Source organism: Streptomyces sp. Q2, assembly GCF_056820935.1.
The window spans coordinates 1-22,567 of record NZ_JBXEJE010000035.1; the positions used below are offsets into that span (position 1 = coordinate 1).

At 72.5% G+C, this 22,567-nt stretch carries 19 protein-coding genes and 1 pseudogene; 14 read left to right on the plus strand and 6 right to left on the minus strand.

Annotated elements, in window-relative coordinates:
• Positions 1-355 precede the first annotated feature (355 nt).
• The 3 genes from ACWBNA_RS33495 to ACWBNA_RS33505 all read left to right on the plus strand — a co-directional run bounded on the left by ACWBNA_RS33495 (position 356) and on the right by ACWBNA_RS33505 (position 6,043).
• The gene (locus ACWBNA_RS33495; protein WP_482708267.1) at positions 356-4,228 is read left to right on the plus strand and encodes a Pls/PosA family non-ribosomal peptide synthetase; all 3,873 of its coding nucleotides are present in this window, start codon (positions 356-358) and stop codon (positions 4,226-4,228) included.
• Between the two features lie 77 nt (positions 4,229-4,305).
• Complete coding sequence (locus ACWBNA_RS33500; protein WP_482708268.1) at positions 4,306-5,649, plus strand: M1 family metallopeptidase; 1,344 nt, start codon at positions 4,306-4,308, stop codon at positions 5,647-5,649.
• A gap of 13 nt (positions 5,650-5,662) precedes the next feature.
• Entirely contained in the window at positions 5,663-6,043 is a 381-nt protein-coding gene (locus ACWBNA_RS33505) for a YchJ family protein (protein ID WP_482708269.1), read from the plus strand.
• A 32-nt stretch (positions 6,044-6,075) separates the two neighbouring features.
• Here ACWBNA_RS33505 and ACWBNA_RS33510 read toward each other — a convergent pair whose 3' ends face one another.
• On the minus strand, positions 6,076-6,777 hold the full coding sequence (locus ACWBNA_RS33510; RefSeq protein WP_482708270.1) for a FadR/GntR family transcriptional regulator: 702 nt from the start codon (positions 6,775-6,777) through the stop codon (positions 6,076-6,078).
• A 143-nt stretch (positions 6,778-6,920) separates the two neighbouring features.
• On the opposite strand from ACWBNA_RS33510, the gene ACWBNA_RS33515 reads away from it, so the two are divergent.
• The 4 genes and pseudogenes from ACWBNA_RS33515 (at position 6,921) to ACWBNA_RS33530 (ending at position 10,703) form a co-directional block, all read left to right on the plus strand.
• Positions 6,921-7,454 (plus strand): gluconokinase, encoded by a 534-nt coding sequence (locus tag ACWBNA_RS33515; protein WP_482708271.1) that lies wholly within the window; start codon positions 6,921-6,923, stop codon positions 7,452-7,454.
• 40 nt (positions 7,455-7,494) lie between these two features.
• The gene (locus ACWBNA_RS33520; protein WP_482708272.1) at positions 7,495-8,892 is read left to right on the plus strand and encodes a GntP family permease; all 1,398 of its coding nucleotides are present in this window, start codon (positions 7,495-7,497) and stop codon (positions 8,890-8,892) included.
• Positions 8,893-8,902: 10 nt separating this feature from the next.
• On the plus strand, positions 8,903-9,661 hold the full coding sequence (locus ACWBNA_RS33525) for an SDR family oxidoreductase (RefSeq protein WP_482708273.1): 759 nt from the start codon (positions 8,903-8,905) through the stop codon (positions 9,659-9,661).
• A gap of 17 nt (positions 9,662-9,678) precedes the next feature.
• Positions 9,679-10,703, plus strand: a pseudogene (locus tag ACWBNA_RS33530) (L-idonate 5-dehydrogenase).
• A 118-nt stretch (positions 10,704-10,821) separates the two neighbouring features.
• On the opposite strand, the gene ACWBNA_RS33535 reads toward ACWBNA_RS33530, so the two are convergent.
• The 4 genes from ACWBNA_RS33535 to ACWBNA_RS33550 form a co-directional block, all read right to left on the minus strand.
• Positions 10,822-11,442, minus strand: coding sequence for a cytochrome b/b6 domain-containing protein (locus ACWBNA_RS33535; protein WP_482708274.1), 621 nt, complete (start codon positions 11,440-11,442; stop codon positions 10,822-10,824).
• The gene (locus ACWBNA_RS33540) at positions 11,426-12,184 is read right to left on the minus strand and encodes a molybdopterin-dependent oxidoreductase (RefSeq protein ID WP_482708275.1); all 759 of its coding nucleotides are present in this window, start codon (positions 12,182-12,184) and stop codon (positions 11,426-11,428) included. The genes ACWBNA_RS33535 and ACWBNA_RS33540 overlap by 17 nt, the downstream gene beginning before the upstream one ends.
• Before the next feature lie 92 nt (positions 12,185-12,276).
• Entirely contained in the window at positions 12,277-13,830 is a 1,554-nt protein-coding gene (locus ACWBNA_RS33545) for an APC family permease (protein ID WP_482708276.1), read from the minus strand.
• Between the two features lie 32 nt (positions 13,831-13,862).
• A complete protein-coding gene (locus ACWBNA_RS33550; protein ID WP_482708277.1) occupies positions 13,863-14,816 on the minus strand; it encodes a tetratricopeptide repeat protein in 954 nt (317 codons plus the stop codon).
• A 430-nt stretch (positions 14,817-15,246) separates the two neighbouring features.
• On the opposite strand from ACWBNA_RS33550, the gene ACWBNA_RS33555 reads away from it, so the two are divergent.
• The gene (locus tag ACWBNA_RS33555) at positions 15,247-16,134 is read left to right on the plus strand and encodes a DMT family transporter (protein WP_482708278.1); all 888 of its coding nucleotides are present in this window, start codon (positions 15,247-15,249) and stop codon (positions 16,132-16,134) included.
• Between the two features lie 55 nt (positions 16,135-16,189).
• A complete protein-coding gene (locus tag ACWBNA_RS33560; RefSeq protein WP_482708279.1) occupies positions 16,190-16,705 on the plus strand; it encodes an NUDIX hydrolase in 516 nt (171 codons plus the stop codon).
• Positions 16,706-16,834: 129 nt separating this feature from the next.
• Here the strand turns inward: ACWBNA_RS33560 and ACWBNA_RS33565 are convergent, their stop codons facing one another.
• A complete protein-coding gene (locus ACWBNA_RS33565) occupies positions 16,835-17,491 on the minus strand; it encodes a hypothetical protein (protein ID WP_482708280.1) in 657 nt (218 codons plus the stop codon).
• A gap of 63 nt (positions 17,492-17,554) precedes the next feature.
• Here ACWBNA_RS33565 and ACWBNA_RS33570 point away from each other — a divergent pair, with 63 nt between their 5' ends.
• The 5 genes from ACWBNA_RS33570 (at position 17,555) to ACWBNA_RS33590 (ending at position 22,527) form a co-directional block, all read left to right on the plus strand.
• On the plus strand, positions 17,555-17,947 hold the full coding sequence (locus ACWBNA_RS33570) for a YidH family protein (RefSeq protein ID WP_030045174.1): 393 nt from the start codon (positions 17,555-17,557) through the stop codon (positions 17,945-17,947).
• On the plus strand, positions 17,944-18,276 hold the full coding sequence (locus tag ACWBNA_RS33575) for a DUF202 domain-containing protein (RefSeq protein WP_482708281.1): 333 nt from the start codon (positions 17,944-17,946) through the stop codon (positions 18,274-18,276). The genes ACWBNA_RS33570 and ACWBNA_RS33575 overlap by 4 nt, the downstream gene beginning before the upstream one ends.
• 1,537 nt (positions 18,277-19,813) lie before the next feature.
• Complete coding sequence (locus ACWBNA_RS33580; protein ID WP_217238874.1) at positions 19,814-20,110, plus strand: hypothetical protein; 297 nt, start codon at positions 19,814-19,816, stop codon at positions 20,108-20,110.
• Positions 20,111-20,274: 164 nt separating this feature from the next.
• Positions 20,275-21,297, plus strand: a complete 1,023-nt coding sequence (locus ACWBNA_RS33585) for a phosphotransferase family protein (RefSeq protein WP_482708282.1) — start codon at positions 20,275-20,277, stop codon at positions 21,295-21,297.
• A gap of 6 nt (positions 21,298-21,303) precedes the next feature.
• Complete coding sequence (locus ACWBNA_RS33590) at positions 21,304-22,527, plus strand: acyl-CoA dehydrogenase family protein (RefSeq protein WP_482708283.1); 1,224 nt, start codon at positions 21,304-21,306, stop codon at positions 22,525-22,527.
• Positions 22,528-22,567 lie beyond the last annotated feature (40 nt).

Sequence of the window (22,567 nt, forward strand, 5' to 3'; positions counted from 1 at the left end):
TGGCGGAATGGCAGACGCGCTAGCTTGAGGTGCTAGTGCCCTTTATCGGGCGTGGGGGTTCAAGTCCCCCCTCGGACACACGAGATGAGCGAGGGCCGCGATCACTGGATCGCGGCCCTCGCTCGTTGTGTGGGCCATCTCTCCTCGGCCTGAAGATCACCAGGTCAGCACCCCCGGGCTCGGCCCTCGCGCCCCCGAAAGGCCGCTTTGAAGTGGCCGACAGAAGGGGCCGAGCCTACCGTCGTACTAAAATTTCCGGCTTGTTACGGAACGGAGCTGGATCCGGACAACCCCAGGCAGACCTGCGGACCCGCCAGCGCCCCGGAGGTTTCCGGGATCGAGACGCGGGGGCCCGATGGCAGCCATACACGAGAGCAGCGCTCTCGGTCTGGACGAGGAGTTCCGCGAACGGTTCGGCGACAGGGCACGTTTCTCCGGTGGGCCTGCGGCCTCGCCGCGGACGCTCGTCGACGTCTTCGACGCGTCCGTCCGGTCGTATCCTGACGAACTCGCCCTGGACGACGGGACGGCGCGGCTCACCTACCGGCAGCTGGCCGCCGAGGTGGAGATCCTGCGGCGTGCGCTGGCCGGCGCCGGGGTGGGGCTCGATGACCGGGTGGGGGTCCGGGTGCCGTCCGGCACCAATGAGCTGTACGTCGCGATTCTCGCCGTACTGGCCGCCGGGGCCGCCTATGTGCCGGTGGACGCCGAGGACCCGGACGAGCGGGCCGAGTTGGTGTTCGGGGAGGCGGAGGTGCGGGCCGTCGTCGGGGCCGGGCACGGGCTCACCGTCTTCTCCCGGAGTGAGGTTCCCGCCGCCCGGCCCGGCACGGAGCACGACGCCTGGATCATCTTCACCTCCGGGTCCACCGGGAAGCCCAAGGGCGTCGCCGTCAGCCATCGCAGTGCCGCCGCGTTCGTGGACGCCGAGGCGGCCCTGTTCCTCGCGGAGGATCCGATCGGGCCCGGGGACCGGGTCATGGCGGGGCTGTCGGTCGCGTTCGACGCGTCCTGCGAGGAGATGTGGCTGGCGTGGCGGTACGGGGCGTGCCTGGTGCCGGTGCCGCGTGCGCAGGTCAGGAGCGGTGCCGATCTCGGGCCCTGGCTGGTCGAGCAGGAGATCACCGTCGTGTCGACCGTGCCGACGCTGGCCTCGCTGTGGGAGCCCGAGCACCTGAACGACGTACGGCTGCTGATCTTCGGCGGTGAGGCCTGCCCGCCGGAGCTGGTGCAGCGGCTGGTGACGGAGGGGCGCGAGGTCTGGAACACGTACGGGCCCACCGAGGCGACCGTCGTGGCCTGTGCGTCGCTGATGAGCGGTGCGGAGCCGATCCGGATCGGGCTGCCGTTGGACGGCTGGGAGCTGGCCGTCGTGGACGAGGCCGGGGAGCCGGTGCCGATGGGCGGCACGGGACAGTTGGTGATCGGCGGGGTCGGGCTCGCGCGGTATCTCGACGCCGGGAAGGACGCGGAGAAGTACGCGCCCCTGGAGTCGCTGGGGTGGGAGCGGGCGTACCGGAGCGGGGACCTGGTCACGGCCGAGCCCGAGGGGCTGGTCTTCCTCGGGCGGGCCGACGAGCAGATCAAGCTCGGCGGACGGCGCATCGAGCTCGGTGAGGTGGACGCGGCCCTGCAGGCGCTGCCCGGGGTGGCGGGGGCCGCCGCCGCGGTACGCACCGCCCGCAGCGGCAACCAGCTCCTCGTCGGCTACGTCGTCACCCAGGACGGCTGGGACCACGCGGCGGCCGTCGAGAAACTGCGCGCCGAGCTGCCCGCAGCGCTCGTCCCGCTGCTCGCGCCGGTGGCTGACCTGCCGACCCGGACCAGCGGCAAGGTGGACCGGAACGCGCTGCCCTGGCCGCTGGAGGGGCTGGCGACCGGTGGTCCGGCCGAGCAGCTGTACGGCACGGAGGCCTGGCTCGCCGAGCAGTGGAGCGAGGTTCTCGGCATCCCCGTGGCGAGTGCGCGGGACGACTTCTTCGCGATCGGCGGCAGCAGCCTCGCCGCCGCCCAGCTGACCACACGGCTGCGTACCCGCTACCCGAGCGCCGCCGTCCTCGACATCTACCAGCAGCCGGTGCTGCGGAAGTTGGCGCGGCATCTGGAGAAGTCGGCGCAGGACGACGGTGCCGAGCGGACCGTCGCTCCGGTCCCGGTCCGCGCCCAGGTGGTCCAGCTCCTGGTGCTCCTCCCCCTGTTCACGCTGCTCGGGCTGCGCTGGAGCGTGGCGCTTGCCGCGCTCGGGAACCTGCTGCCCGCCTACTCCTGGCTGCCGAGCGCCCCTTGGTGGCTCGTCGGGGCCGGGGCGCTGCTCTTCTTCAGTCCGCCGGGGCGGCTGGCGCTCGCGGCGGGCGGGGCGCGGTTGCTGCTGAGGGGTGTGCGGCCGGGGCGGTACGCGCGCGGTGGCGGCGTGCATCTGCGGCTCTGGACCGCCGAGCGGCTGGCCGAGTTCAGCGGGGCGACCTCGCTGACCGGGTCGTGGCTGGAGCGGTACGCGCGGGCGCTCGGCGCCAAGGTCGGTCCCGACGTGGACCTGCACTCGCTGCCGCCGGTGACCGGCATGCTCAGGCTGGGACGGGGCGCGGCCGTGGAGTCCGAGGTGGACCTGTCCGGGTGGTGGCTGGACGGCGACCGGCTGGAGATCGGCCCGGTCAGGGTCGGCGGGCACGCCGTCGTCGGCACGCGCAGCATGCTCTTTCCGGGCGCCCGGGTCGGCAAGCGCGCCGAGGTGGCCCCGGGCTCGGCCGTCACCGGCCAGATCCCGACCGGGCAGCGCTGGGCGGGCGCGCCCGCGGTCAAGCTCGGCAAGGCCAAGCGGAACTGGCCGAAGGAACGGCCCGTGCGAGCCACGTACTGGCGGGTGATGTACGGCATGGCGGGCTTCGGGCTGACGCTGTTGCCGGTGCTGGCGGGTGCGGTGGCGCTCCTCGTGACCGCCGTCTTCGTCGGCCCCGGTGCCGGGCTCGGCGAGGCGCTCAAGGGTGCCGCGCTCGCCCTCGTCCCGGCGACGCTCGCCTTCGGACTGGCGTACGCGCTGCTGCTCCTGATCGCCGTACGGCTGCTCAGCCTGGGCCTGCGCGAGGGCACGCATCCCACCCACAGCCGGATCGGCTGGCAGGCCTGGACGGTCACGCAGTTGATGGACCGCTCCCGGGAGACGCTGTTCCCGTTGTACGCCGGGCTGGTCACGCCGGTGTGGCTGCGGCTGCTCGGGATGCGGATCGGGCGGGGTGCCGAGGTGTCGACCGTGCTCGCGCTGCCGAGCCTGACGACGGTCGGCGAGGGTGCCTTCCTGGCCGACGACACGCTGACCGCGCCGTACGAACTCGGTGGCGGCTGGATGCGGATCGGGCGGGCGGAGATCGGGCGGCGGGCCTTCCTCGGGAACTCGGGGATGACCGCGCCGGGGCGGTCGGTGCCGGACGGCGGTCTGGTGGGTGTGCTGTCGGCGACGCCGAAGAAGGCGAAGAAAGGCAGCTCGTATCTGGGGCTGCCGCCGGTGAAGCTGCCGCGTGCGGCGGCCGGCGGTGACCAGAGCCGGACCTACGATCCGCCGGCGCGGCTGCTGTGGGCGCGCGGGCTGGTGGAGCTGTGCCGGATCGTGCCGGTGTTCTGCTCGGCCGGGATCGCCGTGCTGACGGTCGCGGCGCTGAGCGCGCTGAGCACGCTGGTTGTGTGGGCGCCGCTGCTGTCGGGGCTCGTGCTGTTCGGGGCCGGGATCGCGGCGGGGCTGCTGTCCGTCGTGGCGAAGTGGGCGCTCGTGGGGCGGCACCGCAGCGGAGAGCATCCGCTGTGGAGCGGGTTCGTGTGGCGCAACGAGCTGGCGGACACCTTCGTCGAGGTCGTGGCCGTGCCGTGGCTGGCCGGTTCGGTGCCGGGTACGCCGGTGATGACGGCGTGGCTGCGCGGGCTCGGGGCGCGGATCGGGCGGGGTGTGTGGGTGGAGAGCTACTGGCTGCCCGAGACGGACCTCGTGACGCTGGAGGACGCGGCGACCGTCAACCGGGGCTGTGTGCTCCAGACGCACCTCTTCCACGACCGGATCTTGCGGACGGATACTGTGGTCCTCCGTGAGGGCGCGACGCTGGGTCCTGGCGGAATCGTCCTGCCCGGCAGCACGGTCGGGGCCCGTACGACTCTGGGTCCGGCGTCGCTGGTGATGGCGGCGGAGTCCGTTCCCGACGACACCCGCTGGCTGGGCAATCCGATCGAGTCATGGCGTTCCTGAGCGCGGCTGGGTCGGGGCCTGACGACGACGGTGCACCGGCACGACGTTCGAGCACAGCGCAGGGAGCAGACGCAGCAGTGACCGTTCAGCAGGCAGTGGGTCCGGACCCGTACTTTCCGGCCAACGGCGATCCCCGATACCGGGTGCACCGTTACGAGCTCGCGCTGGACTACCGCCCCGGCCCCAACCGGCTGTCCGGGACGGCCCGGATCAACGCCATAGCGGGACGGGCGCCGCTCGCGGAGTTCGTGTTGAATCTCGCCGACTTCAAGATCGGCCGGGTCCGGGTGGACGGCCGTCAGCCGCACTACACGCACCGGGGCGGACGGCTGCGGATCCGTCCGGCGAAGCCGATCCGGGCCGGGGCGGCGTTCACGGTGGAGGTGCACTGGTCGGGCAACCCCAAGCCGGTCGCCAGCCCCTGGGGCGGACTCGGCTGGGAGGAACTGGCGGACGGGGCGCTGGTGGCGAGCCAGCCGGTCGGGGCGCCGTCCTGGTACCCGTGCAACGACCGGCCCGCCGACAAGGCGTCGTACCAGATCTCGGTCACCACGCCGTCCGCGTACGCGGTGGTGGCGGGCGGGCGCCTGCTGACCCGTACGACGAAGGCCTCGACGACCACCTGGGTGTACGAGCAGTCCGCGCCGACCTCCAGCTATCTGGTCGGGCTGTCCATCGGCACGTACCAGACGGTGCTCCTGGGCGATCCGGGGTTGGGCGGCGTACCGCAGCACGGGCACATCCCGGCGCATCTCCTGCCGGAGTTCTCCCGGGACTTCGCGCGCCAGCCCCGGATGATGGACCTGTTCCAGGAGCTGTTCGGGCCGTACCCCTTCGACGAGTACGCGGTCGTGGTGACCGAGGAGGAACTCGACGTCCCCGTCGAGGCGCAGGGGTTGTCGCTGTTCGGCGCCAACCACGTGGACGGGGCGCGCGGTTCGGAACGGCTGGTCGCGCACGAGCTGGCCCACCAGTGGTTCGGCAACAGCGTGTCCATCGCCGACTGGCGGCACATCTGGCTGAACGAGGGGTTCGCCAAGTACGCCGAGTGGCTGTGGTCGGAGCGCTCGGGCGGCCGCACCGCCCACCAACTCGCCGCGACGGCCCACCGTTTGCTGTCCTCGCTCCCCCAGGATCTCCGGCTGGCGGATCCCGGCCGCAAGTCCATGTTCGACGACCGCCTCTACGAGCGCGGCGGCCTCACCCTGCACGCGGTGCGGTGCGCGATGGGCGACCCCGACTTCTTCCGGATGCTGCGCGGATGGGTCTCGCTGAACCGGGGTGGTTCGGTGAGCACGACGACGTTCACGGCACACGTGGCCCGTTTCGCGTCCGAGCCGCTGGACGAGCTGTTCGAGGCGTGGGTGTACGGGGCGGCGCTGCCTCCGCTGCCCATGCCGGAGACGCGGGCGGCCGTCTAGCACAATGGCCGCCATGACCACGCGTTCCTGCCCGTGCGGGCTGCCTCAGGCGTACGACCAGTGCTGCGGCCGCTATCACTCCGGCGTCGCCGCGCCCACCGCGGAGGCGCTCATGCGATCGCGCTACTGCGCCTTCGTGAAGCGGGACGAGGGGTATCTGTTGCGGACGTGGCATCCGCGGACGCGGCCGGGGCGGGTCGAGTTCGATCCTGGGATGCGGTGGACGGGGCTGGAGATCCTCGGCACGAGTGCCGGGTCGGCGTTCCACACCACCGGGACCGTGACCTTCCGCGCCTCGTTCCGGGGCGGGTCGCTGCACGAGCGGAGCCGGTTCGAGCGGGTGGACGGGGCCTGGGTGTACGTGGACGGGGAGTTCCTCGACGACGAGCGGTGAGGGGCCGGCGGGGTCAGGTGTACTGACCGGACCTACGGCGCCAGTATGTCCAGCTCCTGCAGCGCGCCCACCGTGATCTCCCGGGTCAGGGCCTCCGCGCGGACCGCGTCGCCTCCTCTGACCGCTTCGGCGACCTGGACGTGCAGGGTGACGGCGGCCGGGTCGGGGTCCTCGAACATGACCTCGTGGTGGGTGCGGCCGGCGAGGACCTCGGCGACGACGTCGCCGAGGCGGGCGAACATCTCGTTGCCGGAGGCGTTGAGGATGACGCGGTGGAAGGCGATGTCGTGGATCAGGTAGCCCTCGAGCTGGTGGCCTCGTGAGTGGGCCACCATGCCCAGGGCGCACTCGGTGAGTTCGGCGCACTGGTCGGCCGTGGCGTACTTGGCGGCGAGGCCCGCGGCGATCGGTTCGATCGCGGAGCGCAGGACGGTGAGGGAGCGCAGCTGGCGGGGGCGGTCGGCGCCGGCCAGGCGCCAGCGGATGACCTGCGGGTCGTAGACGTTCCACTCGTTGGTGGGACGGACCGTCACGCCCACGCGGCGGCGGGACTCGACGAGGTGCATGGACTCCAGGACGCGGACCGCCTCGCGCATCACGGAACGTGAGACGTCGAAGCTCTGTGCCAGCTCGTCGGTGCGCAGGACACTGCCCGGCGGGTACTCGCCCGCGGTGATGGCGGGGCCGAGGGTCTCCAGTACGCGGCCGTGCAGCCCGCGGCCCGATGTGCTCATGCACTCAGCGTACGGGGCACGTCACAGGATCAAAAAGTCAGACTTATTTGTCACAGACTCTTGAATTCGTCGGACCTAATGGGTTTCAGTGTGGCCGACGTCAGATGTCGACGTCGGATGTCGAGGAAGACAGCGAGGCAGTGATGCGTACCCCTCACGTCGTCGTGGTGATGGGCGTCGCCGGCACGGGCAAGACCACGATCGGTCCCCTGCTCGCGGCGCGGCTGGGCGTTCCGTACGCCGAGGGCGACGACTTCCACCCGCAGGCCAACATCGACAAGATGTCGGCCGGTGTCCCGCTCGAGGACGCGGACAGGTGGCCGTGGCTCGACGCCATCGGTGACTGGGCGCACGGGCGGGCCGGGCTCGGCGGAGTGGTCAGCTGTTCGGCGTTGAAGCGGTCGTACCGCGACCGGCTCAGGGCCGCCGCTCCCGGAGTCGTGTTCCTGCACCTGGCGGGCGACCGGTCGCTGATCGAGGACCGTATGACGCACCGTCAGGGTCACTTCATGCCGACCGCGCTGCTGGACTCCCAGTTCGCCACGCTCCAGCCGCTCCAGGCGGACGAGGCGGGAGTCGCGGTGGACGTCTCCGGCAGCCCGGAGGAGATCACCGGGCGGGCCGCCGAGGCGCTGGACAAGCTGCCGGCGACGCCTCTCCCCGACGCACCCCAGTAGGACCCCTCCCCCGTCCCCGTACCCGCAAGGAACTCCCCCCGTGACCAGACTCAGTGTCGAGATGCTGGCAGCGGACGCGCCCGAGCCGATCACCTCGGCCGGCCACGCTCAGCTGGGCATCGCCGTCCTGGCCGGCATCGCCGTCATCGTCCTGCTCATCACGAAGTTCAAGCTCCACGCCTTCCTGTCGCTGACCATCGGGTCACTGGCGCTCGGCGCGTTCGCCGGGGCGCCGCTCGACAAGACCATCACCAGCTTCACCACCGGACTCGGGTCCACGGTCGCCGGTGTGGGCGTGCTGATCGCGCTGGGCGCGATCCTCGGCAAGATGCTCGCCGACTCGGGCGGCGCCGACCAGATCGTCGACACCATCCTCGCGAAGGCGAGCGGCCGCACGATGCCGTGGGCGATGGTGCTGATCGCCTCGGTGATCGGTCTGCCGCTGTTCTTCGAGGTCGGCGTGGTGCTGCTGATCCCGGTCGTGCTGATGGTCGCCAAGCGGGGCAACTTCTCGCTGATGCGGATCGGCATCCCGGCGCTCGCCGGTCTGTCCGTGATGCACGGCCTGGTCCCGCCGCACCCCGGTCCGCTGGTCGCGATCGACGCGGTCCAGGCCAACCTCGGTGTCACGCTGGCGCTCGGCGTCCTGGTCGCCATCCCGACCGTGATCATCGCCGGCCCGGTGTTCTCCAAGTACGCGGCCCGCTGGGTGGACGTCCCCGCCCCGGACCGGATGGTCCCGCAGCGCGCCTCCGACGAACTGGAGCGGACTCCCGGCTTCGGCGCGACCCTCGCCACGATCCTGCTGCCGGTCGTCCTGATGCTCTCCAAGGCACTGGTCGACATCGTCATCGACGACCCGACGCACACCGTGCAGCGCGCCTTCGACGTCATAGGCTCCCCGCTGATCGCCCTGCTCGCCGCCGTGCTGGTGGGCATCTTCACGCTCCTGCGACCCGCCGGGTTCGCCAAGGAGCGGGTCTCCCAGCTCGTCGAGAAGGGCCTCGCGCCCATCGCCGGCATCCTGCTGATCGTCGGCGCGGGCGGCGGCTTCAAGCAGACGCTGATCGACTGCGGCGTCGGCCAGATGATCCTCGACATCTCCAAGGACTGGTCGATCCCGGCCCTGCTGCTGGCCTGGCTGATCGCGGTGGCGATCCGGCTGGCGACCGGTTCGGCGACGGTGGCCACGATCTCGGCGGCCGGCCTCGTCGCCCCGCTCGCGGCCGACATGTCGACGACCCACACGGCCCTGCTCGTCCTGGCCATCGGCGCCGGCTCGCTGTTCTTCAGCCATGTCAACGACGCCGGGTTCTGGCTGGTGAAGGAGTACTTCGGGTTGACCGTCGGCCAGACCCTCAAGACCTGGTCCGTCATGGAGACGATCATCTCCGTCGTCGCCGGCGGCACGGTCCTGCTCCTCTCGCTGATCATCTAGGAGTACGGCGATGAACCACCCCCTGTTCGACATCAGCGGCCGGACCGCCCTGGTCACCGGCTCCAGCCGGGGCATCGGACTCGCCCTGGCCCGCGGGCTCGCTCAGGCGGGCTGCCGGGTCGTCCTCAACGGGCGGGACGGCGACCGGCTCGCCAAGGCCGCCGCGGAACTGCCCGGTGACATCCACACGGCCGTCTTCGACGTGACCGACGGCGCCTCGGTGGCCGCCGGCATCGCGGACGTCGAACAGCGGGTGGGCCCGCTCGACATCCTCGTCAACAACGCGGGCATGCAACTGCGCGCCCCGCTCCTGGAGTTCACCGAGTCGGACTGGCACCGGATCCTGGACACCAACCTGACCAGTGCCTTCCTGGTCGGCAGGGAAGCGGCGCGCCGGATGACGGAACGTGGCCACGGCAAGATCATCAACATCTGCTCGCTGCAGAGCGAGGTGGCCCGGCCCGGCATCGCGCCCTACGCGGCCACCAAGGGCGCGCTGAAGATGCTCACCAAGGGCATGTGCGCGGACTGGGGGCCGTACGGCGTCCAGGTCAACGGCCTCGGCCCCGGCTACATCGAGACCGAGCTGACCAGGCCCCTGGTCGAGGACGAGGAGTTCAGCGCGTGGGTGCGGCGACGCACCCCGGCCGGTCGCTGGGGCCGTACGGAGGACCTGGTGGGCGGGGTGCTGTTCCTGGCCTCGCCCGCCGCGGACTTCGTCGGCGGACAGGTGCTGTATGTCGACGGCGGCATGACGAGCGTGCTGTGACCCGGGGGGAGACGGTGATGCTGGGCTGTGTGATCCACGGTCAGGACGACCTGCGGGTCGACGAGCTGAAGGCGCCCGCGCCCGGTCCGGGGCAGGCGCTGGTCGCCGTCCGCTACGGCGGGATCTGCGGCTCCGACCTCCACTACTGGCGGCACGGCGGGGTCGGTGACTTCCGGCTGCGGGAGCCGATGCTGCTGGGCCACGAGGTGGTCGGGACGGTCCTGTCGTACGGAGACGGCGCGTCAGGTCCCGTCGTGGGTACGGCCGTCGCCGTGCACCCGGCCAGTCCCTGCGGGGTGTGTCCGGAGTGTGCGGACAGGCGGCGGAACGTCTGCCGGGACACCCGCTACCTCGGCAGTGCGGCACGCTTCCCGCACGTCCAGGGCGGCTTCGCGGCCCGGGTGGTCGTCCCGCCGAGCAGTTGCGGGCGCTGCCGGCCGGCCTCGGCCTGCGCCGCGCGGCGCTCGCCGAGCCGCTGTCGGTGGCGCTGCACGCGGTGCGGCGGGCCGGGGACGTGCACGGCCGGCACGTCCTGGTCACCGGGGCGGGCCCCATCGGGTGCCTGGTGATCGCGGCGGCGAAGGCGGCGGGCGCCGCGCACGTGACGGCGACCGACCTGCTCCCGGCGGCGCTGCGGTACGCCCGGGCCGCGGGCGCCGACACCGTCGTACGGGCCGACGCCCCGTCCGATCCCGGCTGGCCCTCGGAGGTGGACGTCGCCGTGGAGGCGTCGGGGGTGGCCGCCGGGCTGAACGCGTGTCTGGGGCGGGTGCGGCGCGGTGGGGTCGTCGTGCAGCTCGGGATGCTCCCGCCGGGGCCGAGTCCGTTCGCGGGGAACCTGGTGGTAAGCCGGGAGATCGAGCTGCGGGGCGCGTTCCGTTTCGACGGCGAGTTCGACCAGGCGCTGGAACTGCTCGCCGCCGAGCCCGCGTTCGACGCTCTGGTCAGCTCGGTGCTGCCGGTGACGGAGGCCGAGACGGCGTTCGCGCTGGCCGCGGACCGGGGCCGGTCGTGCAAGGTGCTGCTGGACTTCGGCCCCTGAGGGCACTTCCGGGGCGTTCCCCCGGGCACTCCGTGAGGAATCGGCCGAGGACGCCGACCGGTGGTGTCTGCTTCCGGTCGGCTTCCAGGGCGTCCTGGTTGCACGGCTTCCAGGACTCCTAGGGCTTCCACAACCGGTGTTCGCGTTCCGCCCACTCGCGGCTCACCGAGCCGGTGCGCATCCCGCGGCGGGCCTCCGGGTCGCCCAGAGCCATCCCGATGTGCCCGGCCAGGACGATGCCGATGGTCAGTGCCAGCCAGTCGTGGACGAAGGTCGCGCTGGTGCGCCACATCAGGGGGGCGAGGTGGGTGAACCACATGATCAGGCCGGTGCCGAGCATGACCAGCGTCGCGCCGGCGATCCAGGCCGCGTAGACCTTCTGGCCGGCGTTGAACTTGGCCGCCGGGCGGGACGCGCGCCGCTTGTCACGGCGCAGGGCGGCGCGCAGCCAGACACGGTCGTGCGGCCCGAAGCGGTTGAGGAAGCGCAGGTCGGTGCGGAACGCGCGGGAGGCGAGACCGGCCAGGACCGGCACGGGCAGGGCGAGGCCGGCCCACTCGTGGACGCGGACGACCAGCTCGCGACGGCCGACGAGTTCGGCGAGCTGAGGGACGTACAGACAGGCCGCCGTCACCACGCACACGCTCATCAGGGCGGCCGTGGTGCGGTGCACCCACCGTTCGGCGCGGGTGAAGCGGCGGACCCGGGTGGTCACCGGGGTGTCAGCTCGTAGGGTCATCGTCCCGCCCGTTCGAACGGCCCACCCAGGCGTCGACGTCGTAGCCCCGGTCCTCCCAGTAGCCGGGCCGCACGTCCTCGGTGACGGTGATGCCGGAGAGCCACTTGGCGGACTTGTAGAAGTACATGGGGGCCACGTAGAGGCGGACCGGGCCGCCGTGGGAGTGGCCGAGGTCCTTGTCCTGCATGCGCAGGGCGACCAGGACGTCCGCGCGGCGGGCCTGGTCGAGGGTGAGGCTCTCGGTGTAGGTGCCGTCGAAGCAGGTGAAGCGCACTGCCCCGGCCGAGGGACGCACTCCCGCGGCGTCCAGGAGCCGGGACAGGCGTACCCCCTCGAAGGGGGTGTCGGGGACTCGCCAGCCGGTGACGCACTGGACGTCCTTGACCATGCGGGTCTGCGGCAGGGCTCGGAGGTCGGACAGCGTGTAGGTCTTCGGGCGGTCGACCAGGCCGTCGATGGTGAGCCGGTAGTTCTCGGCGTTCTTGCGGGGCACGGAGGACGTGACCGAGTAGTAGCGGAAGCCGCCGCCGTTCGGGAGCAGGCCCGTCAGACCGGTGGGGTCCTTGTCGGCGGCGGAGCCGAGGAAGGCCTCCAGGCCGCGTTGCAGTGTGGGCGCGGCGACGACGCCCAGCGCGCCCAGGCCGAGGGTGCCGAGGAAGACCCGGCGGCCGACGGGGGTGCCGCGTGCCTCGGGCCGGTCCGCGCCCGTTTCGTCCGGTTCTTCGGGCTGTTCGGAGTTCACGGGTTCATTCGAGCACCCGCGACCCGGGGCGGCCAGGGGTCGCGGGTGCTCGTCAGGGTTCCGTAATCACTTCTTACGTGGATCCCGCGTGGTCATGACGTCTTCTCGGCCGCCTTCTCCAGTTGGAACGCCTCGTTGCCGAGCCCGATGCGGGCGTGCGCCTCGGGTGCCCGGGAGCGCAGGAGCAGGCCCTGGGCCAGGCCCGCGGCCAGGGCGAGGCCGATGATGCCGGGCAGGACCCAGCTCAGGGCGGAGCCGGGGCCGGCGCCGACCAGGACGTCGAAGTCCTTGACCGTGTAGCCGGCGATCACCAGGAGGGCGATGCCCGCGACGGCCGACGTGACCAGGCGCCAGGCCTGGGCGCCCGCGGCGCCGCGGCGGGTGAAGAACACGACGACCGAGAGGGAGGCCGCCGCCATCAGCAGGATCACGCCGAGCGCGCCGATGTTGCCGCACCAGGTGAACAGCTGCAGGACGGGTGCGGTGGGGTCGCCGGCGGGCTTGTCGTCGGCGACCGCGAAGGCGGCCACGACCAGCACGGACACGGCCGTCTGGAGCAGGGAGCCGGTGCCGGGGGCGCCGCTCGTGCCGGTGGTGCGGCCGAAGGCGGCGGGCAGCAGACCCTCGCGGCCCATGGCGAAGGCGTACCGGGCGACGACGTTGTGGAAGCTGAGCAGGGCCGCGAACATCCCGGTCACGAACAGGATGTGCAGGACGTCCGTGAAGGTGCCGCCGAGCCGCGACTCGGTGAGGGAGAAGAGGAGTCCGGCGCTCTGCTGCCGCGCCTGGCCGACGATCGCCGAGGGGCCGGTGGCGACGGTGAGGGCCCAGCTGCTGAGCGCGAAGAAGACGGCGACCCCGCCGACCGCCAGGAACATCACGCGGGGCACCAGGACGTGCGGGCGGCTGGTCTCCTCGGCGTACACGGGCGCCTGCTCGAAGCCGAGGAAGGCGGCGATGCAGAAGCACAGCGCGGTGCCCAGGCCGGCGCCGGTGAGCGTGTCCGGGTTGAAGGCGTGCATCGACAGGCCCTGGGGGCCGGGGTCGGCGACGGCCGCGATGTCGAAGATCACGACCAGGGCGACCTCAACGACCAGCAGTACGCCGAGCACGCGCGCGTTGACGTCGATCTTCAGCCGGCCCAGCGCGCCGACCACCAGTGCGGCCGCCAGCGCCGGTATCCACCAGGCGACCTCCAGGTCGGCGTAGGTGGCGAACAGGCCGGAGACCTCGAAGCCGAAGATGCCGTAGATGCCGACCTGGAGCGCGCTGTAGGCGACCAGGGCGACCAGGGCGGCGCTCGCGCCGGCGGTGCCGCCGAGGCCGCGGGAGATGTACGCGTAGAAGGCGCCGGCGTTGTGGACGTGCCGGCTCATCTCCGCGTAGCCGATGCCGAAGAGGGCCAGGACGACGCCGAGGACGACGAAGAGGAGGGGTTGTCCGACGATGCCCATCACCGCGAATGTGGTGGGCATGACACCCGCGACGACCATGAGGGGGGCGGTGGCGGCGAGGACGGAGAGCAGCAGGCCGCCGGTGCCGAGGCGGTCGGAGCGCAGGGCACGCTCCTGGCCCTTGAACGTGCTGATGCCGCCCGGGCTCGTTCTGCTGGTGCTCGACCTGTCCGTTGTCCTGTCCGTTGCCACGGGGAGACCGTCCTTTTCCGGGAAGTGGGGCATTACGCCGTGCCGAGCGCGGCGGCGCGCGCGGCGCGGAAGGCGGGGTAGGGGTCACGGTCCGGGTACGCCCACGGCGCCGGGGTGACGTGCTCGCCGATGCGGTGGAAGAGGGCGGCGGCCTCGGCGCCGCGGCCCTCGCAGACCTTGGCGTGGGCGAGGAAGTTGAGGTCGACCAGCCGGCGGGGGTGACCCTCGTGCTCCCACTCCAGCCACCAGTCGAAGGCGGCCTTCATCACCTGCCGGGCCCGGCGTCCGCTCCAGTGCCCGGAGGCGGCCGGGTCGGGGGGCTCGTGCCCGTCGGCGGCCAGCACGCGGTAGCGCTCGGCGTGCGCGACGACCGGGAGGATCGCGAGCGGGGAGTCGGCGGGGGCCTGCTCGGCGGCCCAGTGGGCGAAGTCGTACACCCCGTGCAGGGGGTCCGGGCCCGTGCCGGAGCGGCTCTCGGCCAGGCGGGCGACCATCAGGTGGTGGGCGTGGTGGTGGTCGGCGTACCGCGCCCGGATCTCGCCGAAGAGCCGGACGATCTCCTCGCCGGCGCCGAGGCCCTTCTCCAGCATGAGCAGGCCCAGCCAGGGGGTCGGGTCGGCCGGCGCGAGCGCGGCGGCCGACCGGCACGCCTCGCGAGCCCGGTCCGGTTTCTCCTTGCCCCGCAAGGCCCGCCTGACCTGGGCCAGGGCCAGGAGGACGGCCGCGTCGACGGAGTCGGGCTCGGCGAGCAGCCAGTCACCGGCCCACGCGGCGCTGTAGGGCTCCAGGGCGAGCACCGTCACCCGGTGACCCCGCCGGTCCCAGTCGTCCCCGGTCCACGCGAGCAACGCACGAGCGGCCTGCCACCGCCCTTGTCTCAGGTCGGCCCGCGCGGCGACGAGTTCGGCGTCGTCGAGGGCGGCGTCGAGCGCCTGGGCGGCGGCGCGGTGACGACTGCGCCCAAGGGGTGGCGGGGGTGGGGACACCGCGGGGACTTCCTCACGCGGCGCGGCTCGCTGTCGGTGTGCGGCCGACATGGCGGCCGGCCTACTGGTCTGGACGTTTCGGCTTGCCATCAGCTGATCACGCACAGCCAATCCCCAGCCAACGCTTTTCGTCAAGGGGCCGACAGGTGTTATACGCGTCAACTTCCGTGACGTGAAAGGGACTTGTGAGGCAGGCTGGACAGTCCGAGCACGAATTGCCGGAAATGTCTGTGTCCCACGCCATGGCGCAGACGCGCGAAGGCACGCACCATGGCTGGACGGTCACGCACCCACCCCGGCCGGGCGAGGGCAGCGGGATCGAGTCAACCGCCCACTTCCCGGGCACTCCCCCAGGCACTGGCGGGGCCCGGGACGCTACAGTCGGCGCCTACTCACCCCGTGGCGCCGCCGGATGATCGAGGTACGCAGCGTGTCGGTTCTGGTCCTGGTTCTCGCCGTGAGCGCGGCCTGCTGTCTGGGCTTCGGGTTCGTGCTCCAGCAGAACGCCGCCCGCCAGGCCCCGCTCAGCGACTTCCTCTCACCCCGCCTGCTGGTCGACCTGATGAAGGTGCCGCGCTGGCTCGGCGGCATCGGTCTGATGGTGGCCGGCATGGTCCTCGGCGCGATCGCGCTGGGCCAGGGCGAGATCTCCCTGGTGGAGCCACTCCTCGCGACGAACCTGCTGTTCGCCCTGGCCCTGTCCCGCAAGCAGAGCAAGCAGCCGCTGGGCCGCCAGGGCTGGGCGGGCCTCCTGCTGCTCGCGGGCGGGGTGACCGCGTTCATCGTGGCGGGCGAGCCACGCGGCGGCACCGCGGTCACCGACCCGCTGCGCCACTGGTTGATCATCGGCGTGATGATCGGCCTCGCCCTGCTGCTCACCGCCTACGCCAAGCGCTCCCGGCTGAGCTCCGGCCCGGTCCTGCTCGCGCTGGCCGCCGGCCTGCTGTACGGCGTCCAGGACGCCCTGACCCGGGTGAGCGGCCAGCGCTTCTCCGAGGGCGGCCTCGTGGAGCTGCTGACCGGCTGGCAGCCGTACGCCGTGCTGGCGCTCGGCGTCACCGGCCTCATCCTCGTGCAGAGCGCGTTCGAGACCGCTCCCCTGCGGATGTCGCTGCCCGCCCTGACCGCGGCCCAGCCGTTGGCCGGGATCATCTGCGGTGTCGGCTTCCTCGGCGACCGGCTGCGAACCGACACGGGCGCGCTGGCCTGGGAGGCGGCGGGGCTCGCGGCGATCGTCGGGGGCATCGTGCTCCTCGGCATGCACCCGGCGATGCCGTGCACCCAGACCGAGCGGGCGCAAAACCTCCAGTCGCACTGACGCCCGTCCCTCTCCCGGCCCCTGCCCCTGCCCTTGCCCCTGCTTGGATGGGGTCATGAGCGCTGCTGACGAGATCCTCGACATCGTCGACGAGAACGACAAGGTCATCGGACAGTCCCCGCGCGGCGAGGCGTACGCGAAGGGCCTGCGCCACCGCTGCGTCTTCATCCAGGCCCGGGACGCCGAGGGCCGGATCTTCGTACACCGCCGCACACCGACCAAGCTGGTCTTCCCGTCCCTGTACGACATGTTCGTCGGCGGAGTGGTCGGCGCGGGCGAGTCCTACGACGACGCGGCCCTGCGCGAGGCCGAGGAGGAACTGGGCGTGAGCGGGCTCCCGCGCCCCGAGCACCTGTTCACGTTCCTCTACGACGACGGCGCCGGCCAGACCTGGTGGTCCTCGGTGTACGAGGTCCGCTGCGACCTTCCGGTCAGCCCCCAGGCCGAGGAGGTGGCCTGGCACGACTTCCTGCCGGAGGACGACCTACAGCACCGGCTGACGGAGTGGGAGTGGGTGCCGGACGGGCTGGCCGCGTACGAGCGGCTGCGGGCCTATCGGTCGATGGGCTGAGCCGGCGAGCCGGGGGCGTACGTGCCCCCGCTCAGCGGACTGCTGCCCGGGGCGGGTCAGTACGGGCTCTCCCAGCAGGGGTGGTCGAGGAACCGCCCAACCGCCTCCGAGCTTCCTGTGCCGTCATGCCTACGGCGACGAGCGCGGCGGCGATCCGCTCCACCGCCTCCGCCACCGGGGCTGTCCGCGTCGCCGAACGCCGGTAGCAGCAGGAGCGGCCGCGGATCCGGATCGCAGCCGCAGGTTGGGATCGCGTACGCCCTCCGCACCGGCCGGGGCCGAGACGGCGACGGCAAGCAGGCCCGGCCAGGACACCCCCGGCCCGGTGGAGTGGCCGTCGATGGACGCCAGGCGGGTCTCCGGGGCCGGTTCGGGGGGGGTGAGCGGGTAGTCCGTGCCCGGGGCGTCGGGGAAATTCCGGTGCACGCTCCACAGCCGGCGCCCGCCGGGCAGCGGGACGTGGTACGCCCGCCACGCCTCCGTCGCGCCGTACGACGCCTCGCCCGCCGCGTCGACGTCCGCGACGTCCGCGACGTCCGCGACGTCCGCGACGTCCGCGACGTCCGCGACGTCCGCGAGGTCCGCGAGGTCCGCGAGGTCCGCGAGGTCCGCGAGGTCCGCGAGGTCCGCGAGGTCCGCGCAGAACGTCGCGGGCTCGTTCGCGAACGCGTCCCAGACCGGGCCGCGGTACGCCGGCCGGAATCCAGGCAGGTCGAGCAGGTGCTCGGCGGGGGCGATGCCGTACCCCGGCCGCGCGTACCCGGCCAGTGACGTGGGAACATCCACGCCCCGGACGCCAGCGGGCGGCACTGACGAACCCCGTGACAGTGCCCCGGTAGGGTCCCTCACGTGATCGGTTTCGCACGCAACGTCCGGCTGTGGTTCGCCCCCCAGGAGATCCGGCAGGAGGGCGGCACCCCCGACTACCGCTTCTCGCTGGCGAACGAACGCACTTTCCTGGCCTGGCTGCGCACCGCGCTCGCACTGATCGGCGGCGGCTTCGCCGTGGACCAGTTCCTGCCGGACCTGCGCTGGGGCTGGCGGGTCGGGCTCGCGCTCGCGCTGCTCGCGGCGGGCGTGCTGTGCTCGCTGCGGGCGGTCAACCACTGGGTGCGCTGTGAGCGGGCCATGCGCCGGGGCGAGGACCTGCCGGTGTCCCGGTTCCCGGCGCTGCTGAGCCTCGCGGTCGCGGTGGTGGCCGTCGCGATGGTCGTCGTGGTGCTCGTCGGGTGGGAGGGGTGAGCACGGCGCCCGCCCGGGAGGCCGCGGACCGGGACCCCGGGCTGCAGCCCGAGCGGACCCGGCTGGCCTGGCGGCGGACGACCCTGTCCAGCACCGCCGCCGCCCTGCTCGCCCTGAAGACCACGCTGCACGGCGGGGCCTCGGCCTCCGGGATCGTCCTCGGTGCCCTGTCCTGCGGCCTCTGGCTGGCCTTCCTGCTGGTCGCACACCGCCGCATCCGCGTCCTGTCCGCCAGCAGCAGCCCGGCGGCACTGTCCCCCCGGCACGCGACGGCGGGGGCGCTGCTCACGGTGGGGCTCGCGGTGTGCGCGGCGGCGCTGGTTCTCTAGGCAGGTCGTCCCGGCTCTGCCGTCCAGGCCATGTCCTCCAAGCCCGTCGTCAAGGCCCTGCCGCCCAAGCCCGTCGCCACGGCCCTTCCGTCCAAGCCCGTCGTCAAGGTCCTCGCCCGCCTGCCGCGCGGCGCCGGCGCGCGGGCTCGCGGCACTGCCGGGGGATGCCCCTACTCAGGCTCGCGGCGCTGCCGAGAGACGCCCACGGGACGCCCGACGAACAGGTCCCCGGCGCTGCCAGGGGCCCCACTCAGCATCGCGGCGCTGCCGGAGGACCGCCCACATGGCCGCCCTTCCCCACGCCGAACCCCGCTCGCAGGTTCCCGTCGAGGGCGGTCCGGCGCCTCGCGCATGCACGCACCGGACGCCGCGCGGCTCACCCTTCGGCCGGAGGAGACGGGAATGTGCCGACAGGCCCTGGGCTGCCCGGACTCCGAGGGAGTACGGATACCGGCGCGGCCCACTTTCCGGCCACCCGAGGCGGGCCCCTGTACCCGCGTCCAGACCTGGCCGACCCGACTCCCCACGGCGCACACACCGGCACGGCCCGCTTTCCGGCCCACCCGAGGCGGATCCTCGTACGCGCGTCGAGACCTGGGCGACCCGACCCCCGGGGCGCACACATACCGGCGCGGCCCGCTTTCCGGCCACCCGGGGCGGACCCCTGTACCCGCGTCCACACCCGGGCGACCCGACTTCCAAAGGCGTCGCATAGCGGCGCGGCCCACTTCCGGCCCACCCGAGACGGACCCCCGTACGCGCCTCCAGACCTGGCCGACCCGACCCCCGGGGCGCACACATACCGGCGCGGCCCACTGTCCGGCCACCCGGGGCAGACCCCTGTACCCGCGTCCACACCCGGGCGACCCGACTTCCAAAGGCGTCGCATAGCGGCGCGGCCCACTTCCGGCCCACCCGAGACGGACCCCCGTACGCGCCTCCAGACCTGGCCGACCCGACCCCCGGGGCGCACACATACCGGCGCGGCCCACTGTCCGGCCACCCGGGGCAGACCCCTGTACCCGCGTCCACACCCGGGCGACCCGACTTCCAAAGGCGTCGCATAGCGGCGCGGCCCACTTCCGGCCCACCCGAGACGGACCCCCGTACGCGCCTCCAGACCTGGCCGACCCGACCCCCGGGGCGCACACATACCGGCGCGGCCCACTGTCCGGCCACCCGGGGCAGACCCCTGTACCCGCGTCCACACCCGGGCGACCCGACTTCCAAAGGCGTCGCATAGCGGCGCGGCCCACTTCCGGCCCACCCGAGACGGACCCCCGTACGCGCCTCCAGACCTGGCCGACCCGACCCCCGGGGCGCACACATACCGGCGCGGCCCGCTTTCCGGCCACCCGAGGCGGATCCGCCTACGCGGATCCTCGTACGCGGATCCTCGTACGCGGATCCTCGTAGGCGACTCCATGGTCCCGCCCCGGGGGTACCCGGACGCCACGCAGGTCCGAATCGTCCGATCCGCCGCGTTCGCGTGGCAGCCTGTGCGACGTCATCGCCCGCACCCCCGAAGGTGAGCATCATGACCACCCTCCACCAGGAACACGCCTCCCATCCGCACACGCACGGGCCGGACTGCGGTCACGCCGAGGTGCCGCACGGCGACCACGTCGACTACGCGCACGACGGACACATGCACCGCGAGCACGGCGGCCACTGGGACGAGTGCGAAGCCGACGCGCATGTCGCCCACGAGGGCCACGACCACCGGCACGGGCAGGACTGCGGGCACGAGAGCGTCCTGCACGGCGACCACGTGGACTACCTCCACGACGGTCACCGGCACGCCCAGCACGAGGGCCACTGGGACGATCACTGAGCCGACCCGGCCGAGAGGTCACCGCCGACGGCTCCCCGGGCGCCCTGCGCGGGGAGCCGTCGGCCTAGGGTGGCCCCGATCACGTTCCGCTCCACCACTGGACGACATACCGACCGGTCGGCATCATTGGTCGCGTTGAATTCGTCCGTCCGTAGGAGCAACGAATGAGCCCCGACCACCCGCCCGGACTCGATCTCGACCGGCTGCGCGGCCTGCTCGACCGCGAGCGTCCCGGCCTGGTGCACGGCCCCCTGACCGGCCGGCTGATCGAGGGCGGACGGTCGAACCTCACCTACGCGGTCTCCGACGGCACCTCGAAGTGGGTCGTACGGCGGCCCCCGCTCGGCCACGTGCTCGCCACCGCGCACGACATGAAGCGCGAGCACCGGGTGATCAGCGCGCTGTACCCGACGAACGTGCCGGTGCCGCGCCCCGTGCTGCTGTGCGAGGACGACGAGGTGCTCGGGGCGTCCTTCTACGTCATGGAGTTCGTGGCCGGGACGCCGTACCGCACGGCCGGCCAGCTCGCCCCGCTCGGCGCGGAGCGCACCCGGGGTGCCGTGCTGTCCCTGGTGGACACGCTCGTGGAGCTGCACGCGGTGGACCCTGCCGAGGTGGGTCTCGGCGACTTCGGCCGCCCTGAGGGCTTCCTGGACCGGCAGCTGCGGCGCTGGGGCAAGCAGCTGGACGCCTCCCGCAACCGTGAGCTGGCCGGCATCGACGAGCTGCACGCGGCCCTCGGCCGTCAGCTGCCCGACTCCCCCGCGCCGACCGTCGTGCACGGCGACTACCGGCTCGACAACGTCCTGATCGGCGAGGACGACGAGATCAAGGCGATCCTCGACTGGGAGATGTCTACCCTCGGCGACCCACTGACCGACCTCGGCCTGCTGGTGATGTACAGCATGCCGCTCGGCACACCCGACTCGCCGGTGTCCACGACCGCGGAGGCCGCCGGGCACCCCACGCCCGCCGAACTGATCGAGCGGTACGCGGCACGCTCAGGGCGCGACGTCTCCGCGGTCTCCTGGTACACGGCGTTCGCCTGGTTCAAGCTCGCCGTGATCCTGGAGGGCATCCACTACCGCTACACCCTGGGCCAGACGGTCGGCCAGGGCTTCGACCGCATCGGGGAGCTGGTCCCCGTCTTCATCGGGCACGGCCTGACCACTCTTCAGGAAGGCTGACAGAACATGGACTTCGCGTTCGACGCACGCACCGAGGAGCTGCGCGCCAAGCTGCTCGCCTTCATGGACGAGTACGTCTACCCGGCCGAGGCGGTCGCGGAGGAGCAGCGCGCCCAGCTCGCCTCGCCGTGGGACACCCCGGCCGTGGTCGAGGAGCTGAAGGCCGAGGCGCGCAGGCAGGGCCTGTGGAACCTCTTCCTTCCCGACACCGAGTACGGCGCCGGCCTGACCAACCTCCAGTACGCCCCGCTCGCCGAGATCACCGGCCGTTCCCCCCAGTTGGCGCCCACCGCGCTGAACTGCGCGGCGCCCGACACCGGGAACATGGAGGTGCTCACGCAGTTCGGCGACGAGCAGCAGAAGAAGCAGTGGCTGGCCCCGCTGCTCGCCGGTGAGATCCGCTCGGCGTTCGCGATGACCGAGCCGGAGGTGGCCTCCTCGGACGCCACGAACATCACCACGCACATCGAGCGGGCCTCCGACGGCACGGACGAGTACGTCGTCACCGGCCGCAAGTGGTACATCTCCGGGGCGATGAACCCGGACTGCAAGATCTTCATCGTGATGGGCAAGACGGACCCGGACGGTGCCGACATCCGCCGTCAGCAGTCCATGATCCTCGTCCCCCGCGACACTCCGGGCGTCACGATCAAGCGCGCGATGCAGGTGTTCGGCTACGAGGACCACTCCCATGGCGGCCACGCCGAGGTGATCTTCGACCACGCGCGCGTGCCGGCGTCGAACCTGATCGGCGAGGAGGGCGGCGGCTTCGCCATCGCGCAGGCCCGGCTGGGCCCCGGCCGTATCCACCACTGCATGCGGCTGATCGGCATGGCCGAGCGGGCGATCGAGCTGATGTGCAGGCGGGCCGTCGCGCGCAACGCCTTCGGCAAGGCGCTGGCCCAGCAGGGCGTGGTCCACAACTGGATCGCCGACGCGCGGGTGACCGTCGAGCAGCTGCGGCTGCTGGTGCTGAAGACGGCCTGGCTGATGGACACGGTCGGCAACCGGGGCGCCCACGCGGAGATCCAGGCCATCAAGATCGCCACGCCTCGCGCGGTCGTCGACATCATCGACCGGGCCATCCAGCTGCACGGCGCGGGCGGCGTGAGCCAGGACTTCCCCCTCGCCGAGCTCTACGCCGGTGCCCGGACCCTGATGATCGCCGACGGGCCGGACGAGGTGCACCAGCGGTCGCTGGCGCGCCGGGAGCTGAAGAAGTACCTGTGAGGTGACGCGTGAGGGGCGGCTGCCGGTGGCAGCCGCCCCT

Bases quoted from the DNA above. Each gene is read 5' to 3' on its own strand.
- ACWBNA_RS33495 (WP_482708267.1), top strand. From the start codon at position 356: ATGGCAGCCATACACGAGAGCAGCGCTCTCGGTCTGGACGAGGAGTTC.
- ACWBNA_RS33505 (WP_482708269.1), top strand. From the start codon at position 5,663: ATGACCACGCGTTCCTGCCCGTGCGGGCTGCCTCAGGCGTACGACCAG.
- ACWBNA_RS33510 (WP_482708270.1), bottom strand. From the start codon at position 6,777: ATGAGCACATCGGGCCGCGGGCTGCACGGCCGCGTACTGGAGACCCTC.
- ACWBNA_RS33515 (WP_482708271.1), top strand. From the start codon at position 6,921: ATGCGTACCCCTCACGTCGTCGTGGTGATGGGCGTCGCCGGCACGGGC.
- ACWBNA_RS33525 (WP_482708273.1), top strand. From the start codon at position 8,903: ATGAACCACCCCCTGTTCGACATCAGCGGCCGGACCGCCCTGGTCACC.
- ACWBNA_RS33535 (WP_482708274.1), bottom strand. From the start codon at position 11,442: ATGACCCTACGAGCTGACACCCCGGTGACCACCCGGGTCCGCCGCTTC.
- ACWBNA_RS33560 (WP_482708279.1), top strand. From the start codon at position 16,190: ATGAGCGCTGCTGACGAGATCCTCGACATCGTCGACGAGAACGACAAG.
- ACWBNA_RS33580 (WP_217238874.1), top strand. From the start codon at position 19,814: ATGACCACCCTCCACCAGGAACACGCCTCCCATCCGCACACGCACGGG.
- ACWBNA_RS33585 (WP_482708282.1), top strand. From the start codon at position 20,275: ATGAGCCCCGACCACCCGCCCGGACTCGATCTCGACCGGCTGCGCGGC.
- ACWBNA_RS33590 (WP_482708283.1), top strand. From the start codon at position 21,304: ATGGACTTCGCGTTCGACGCACGCACCGAGGAGCTGCGCGCCAAGCTG.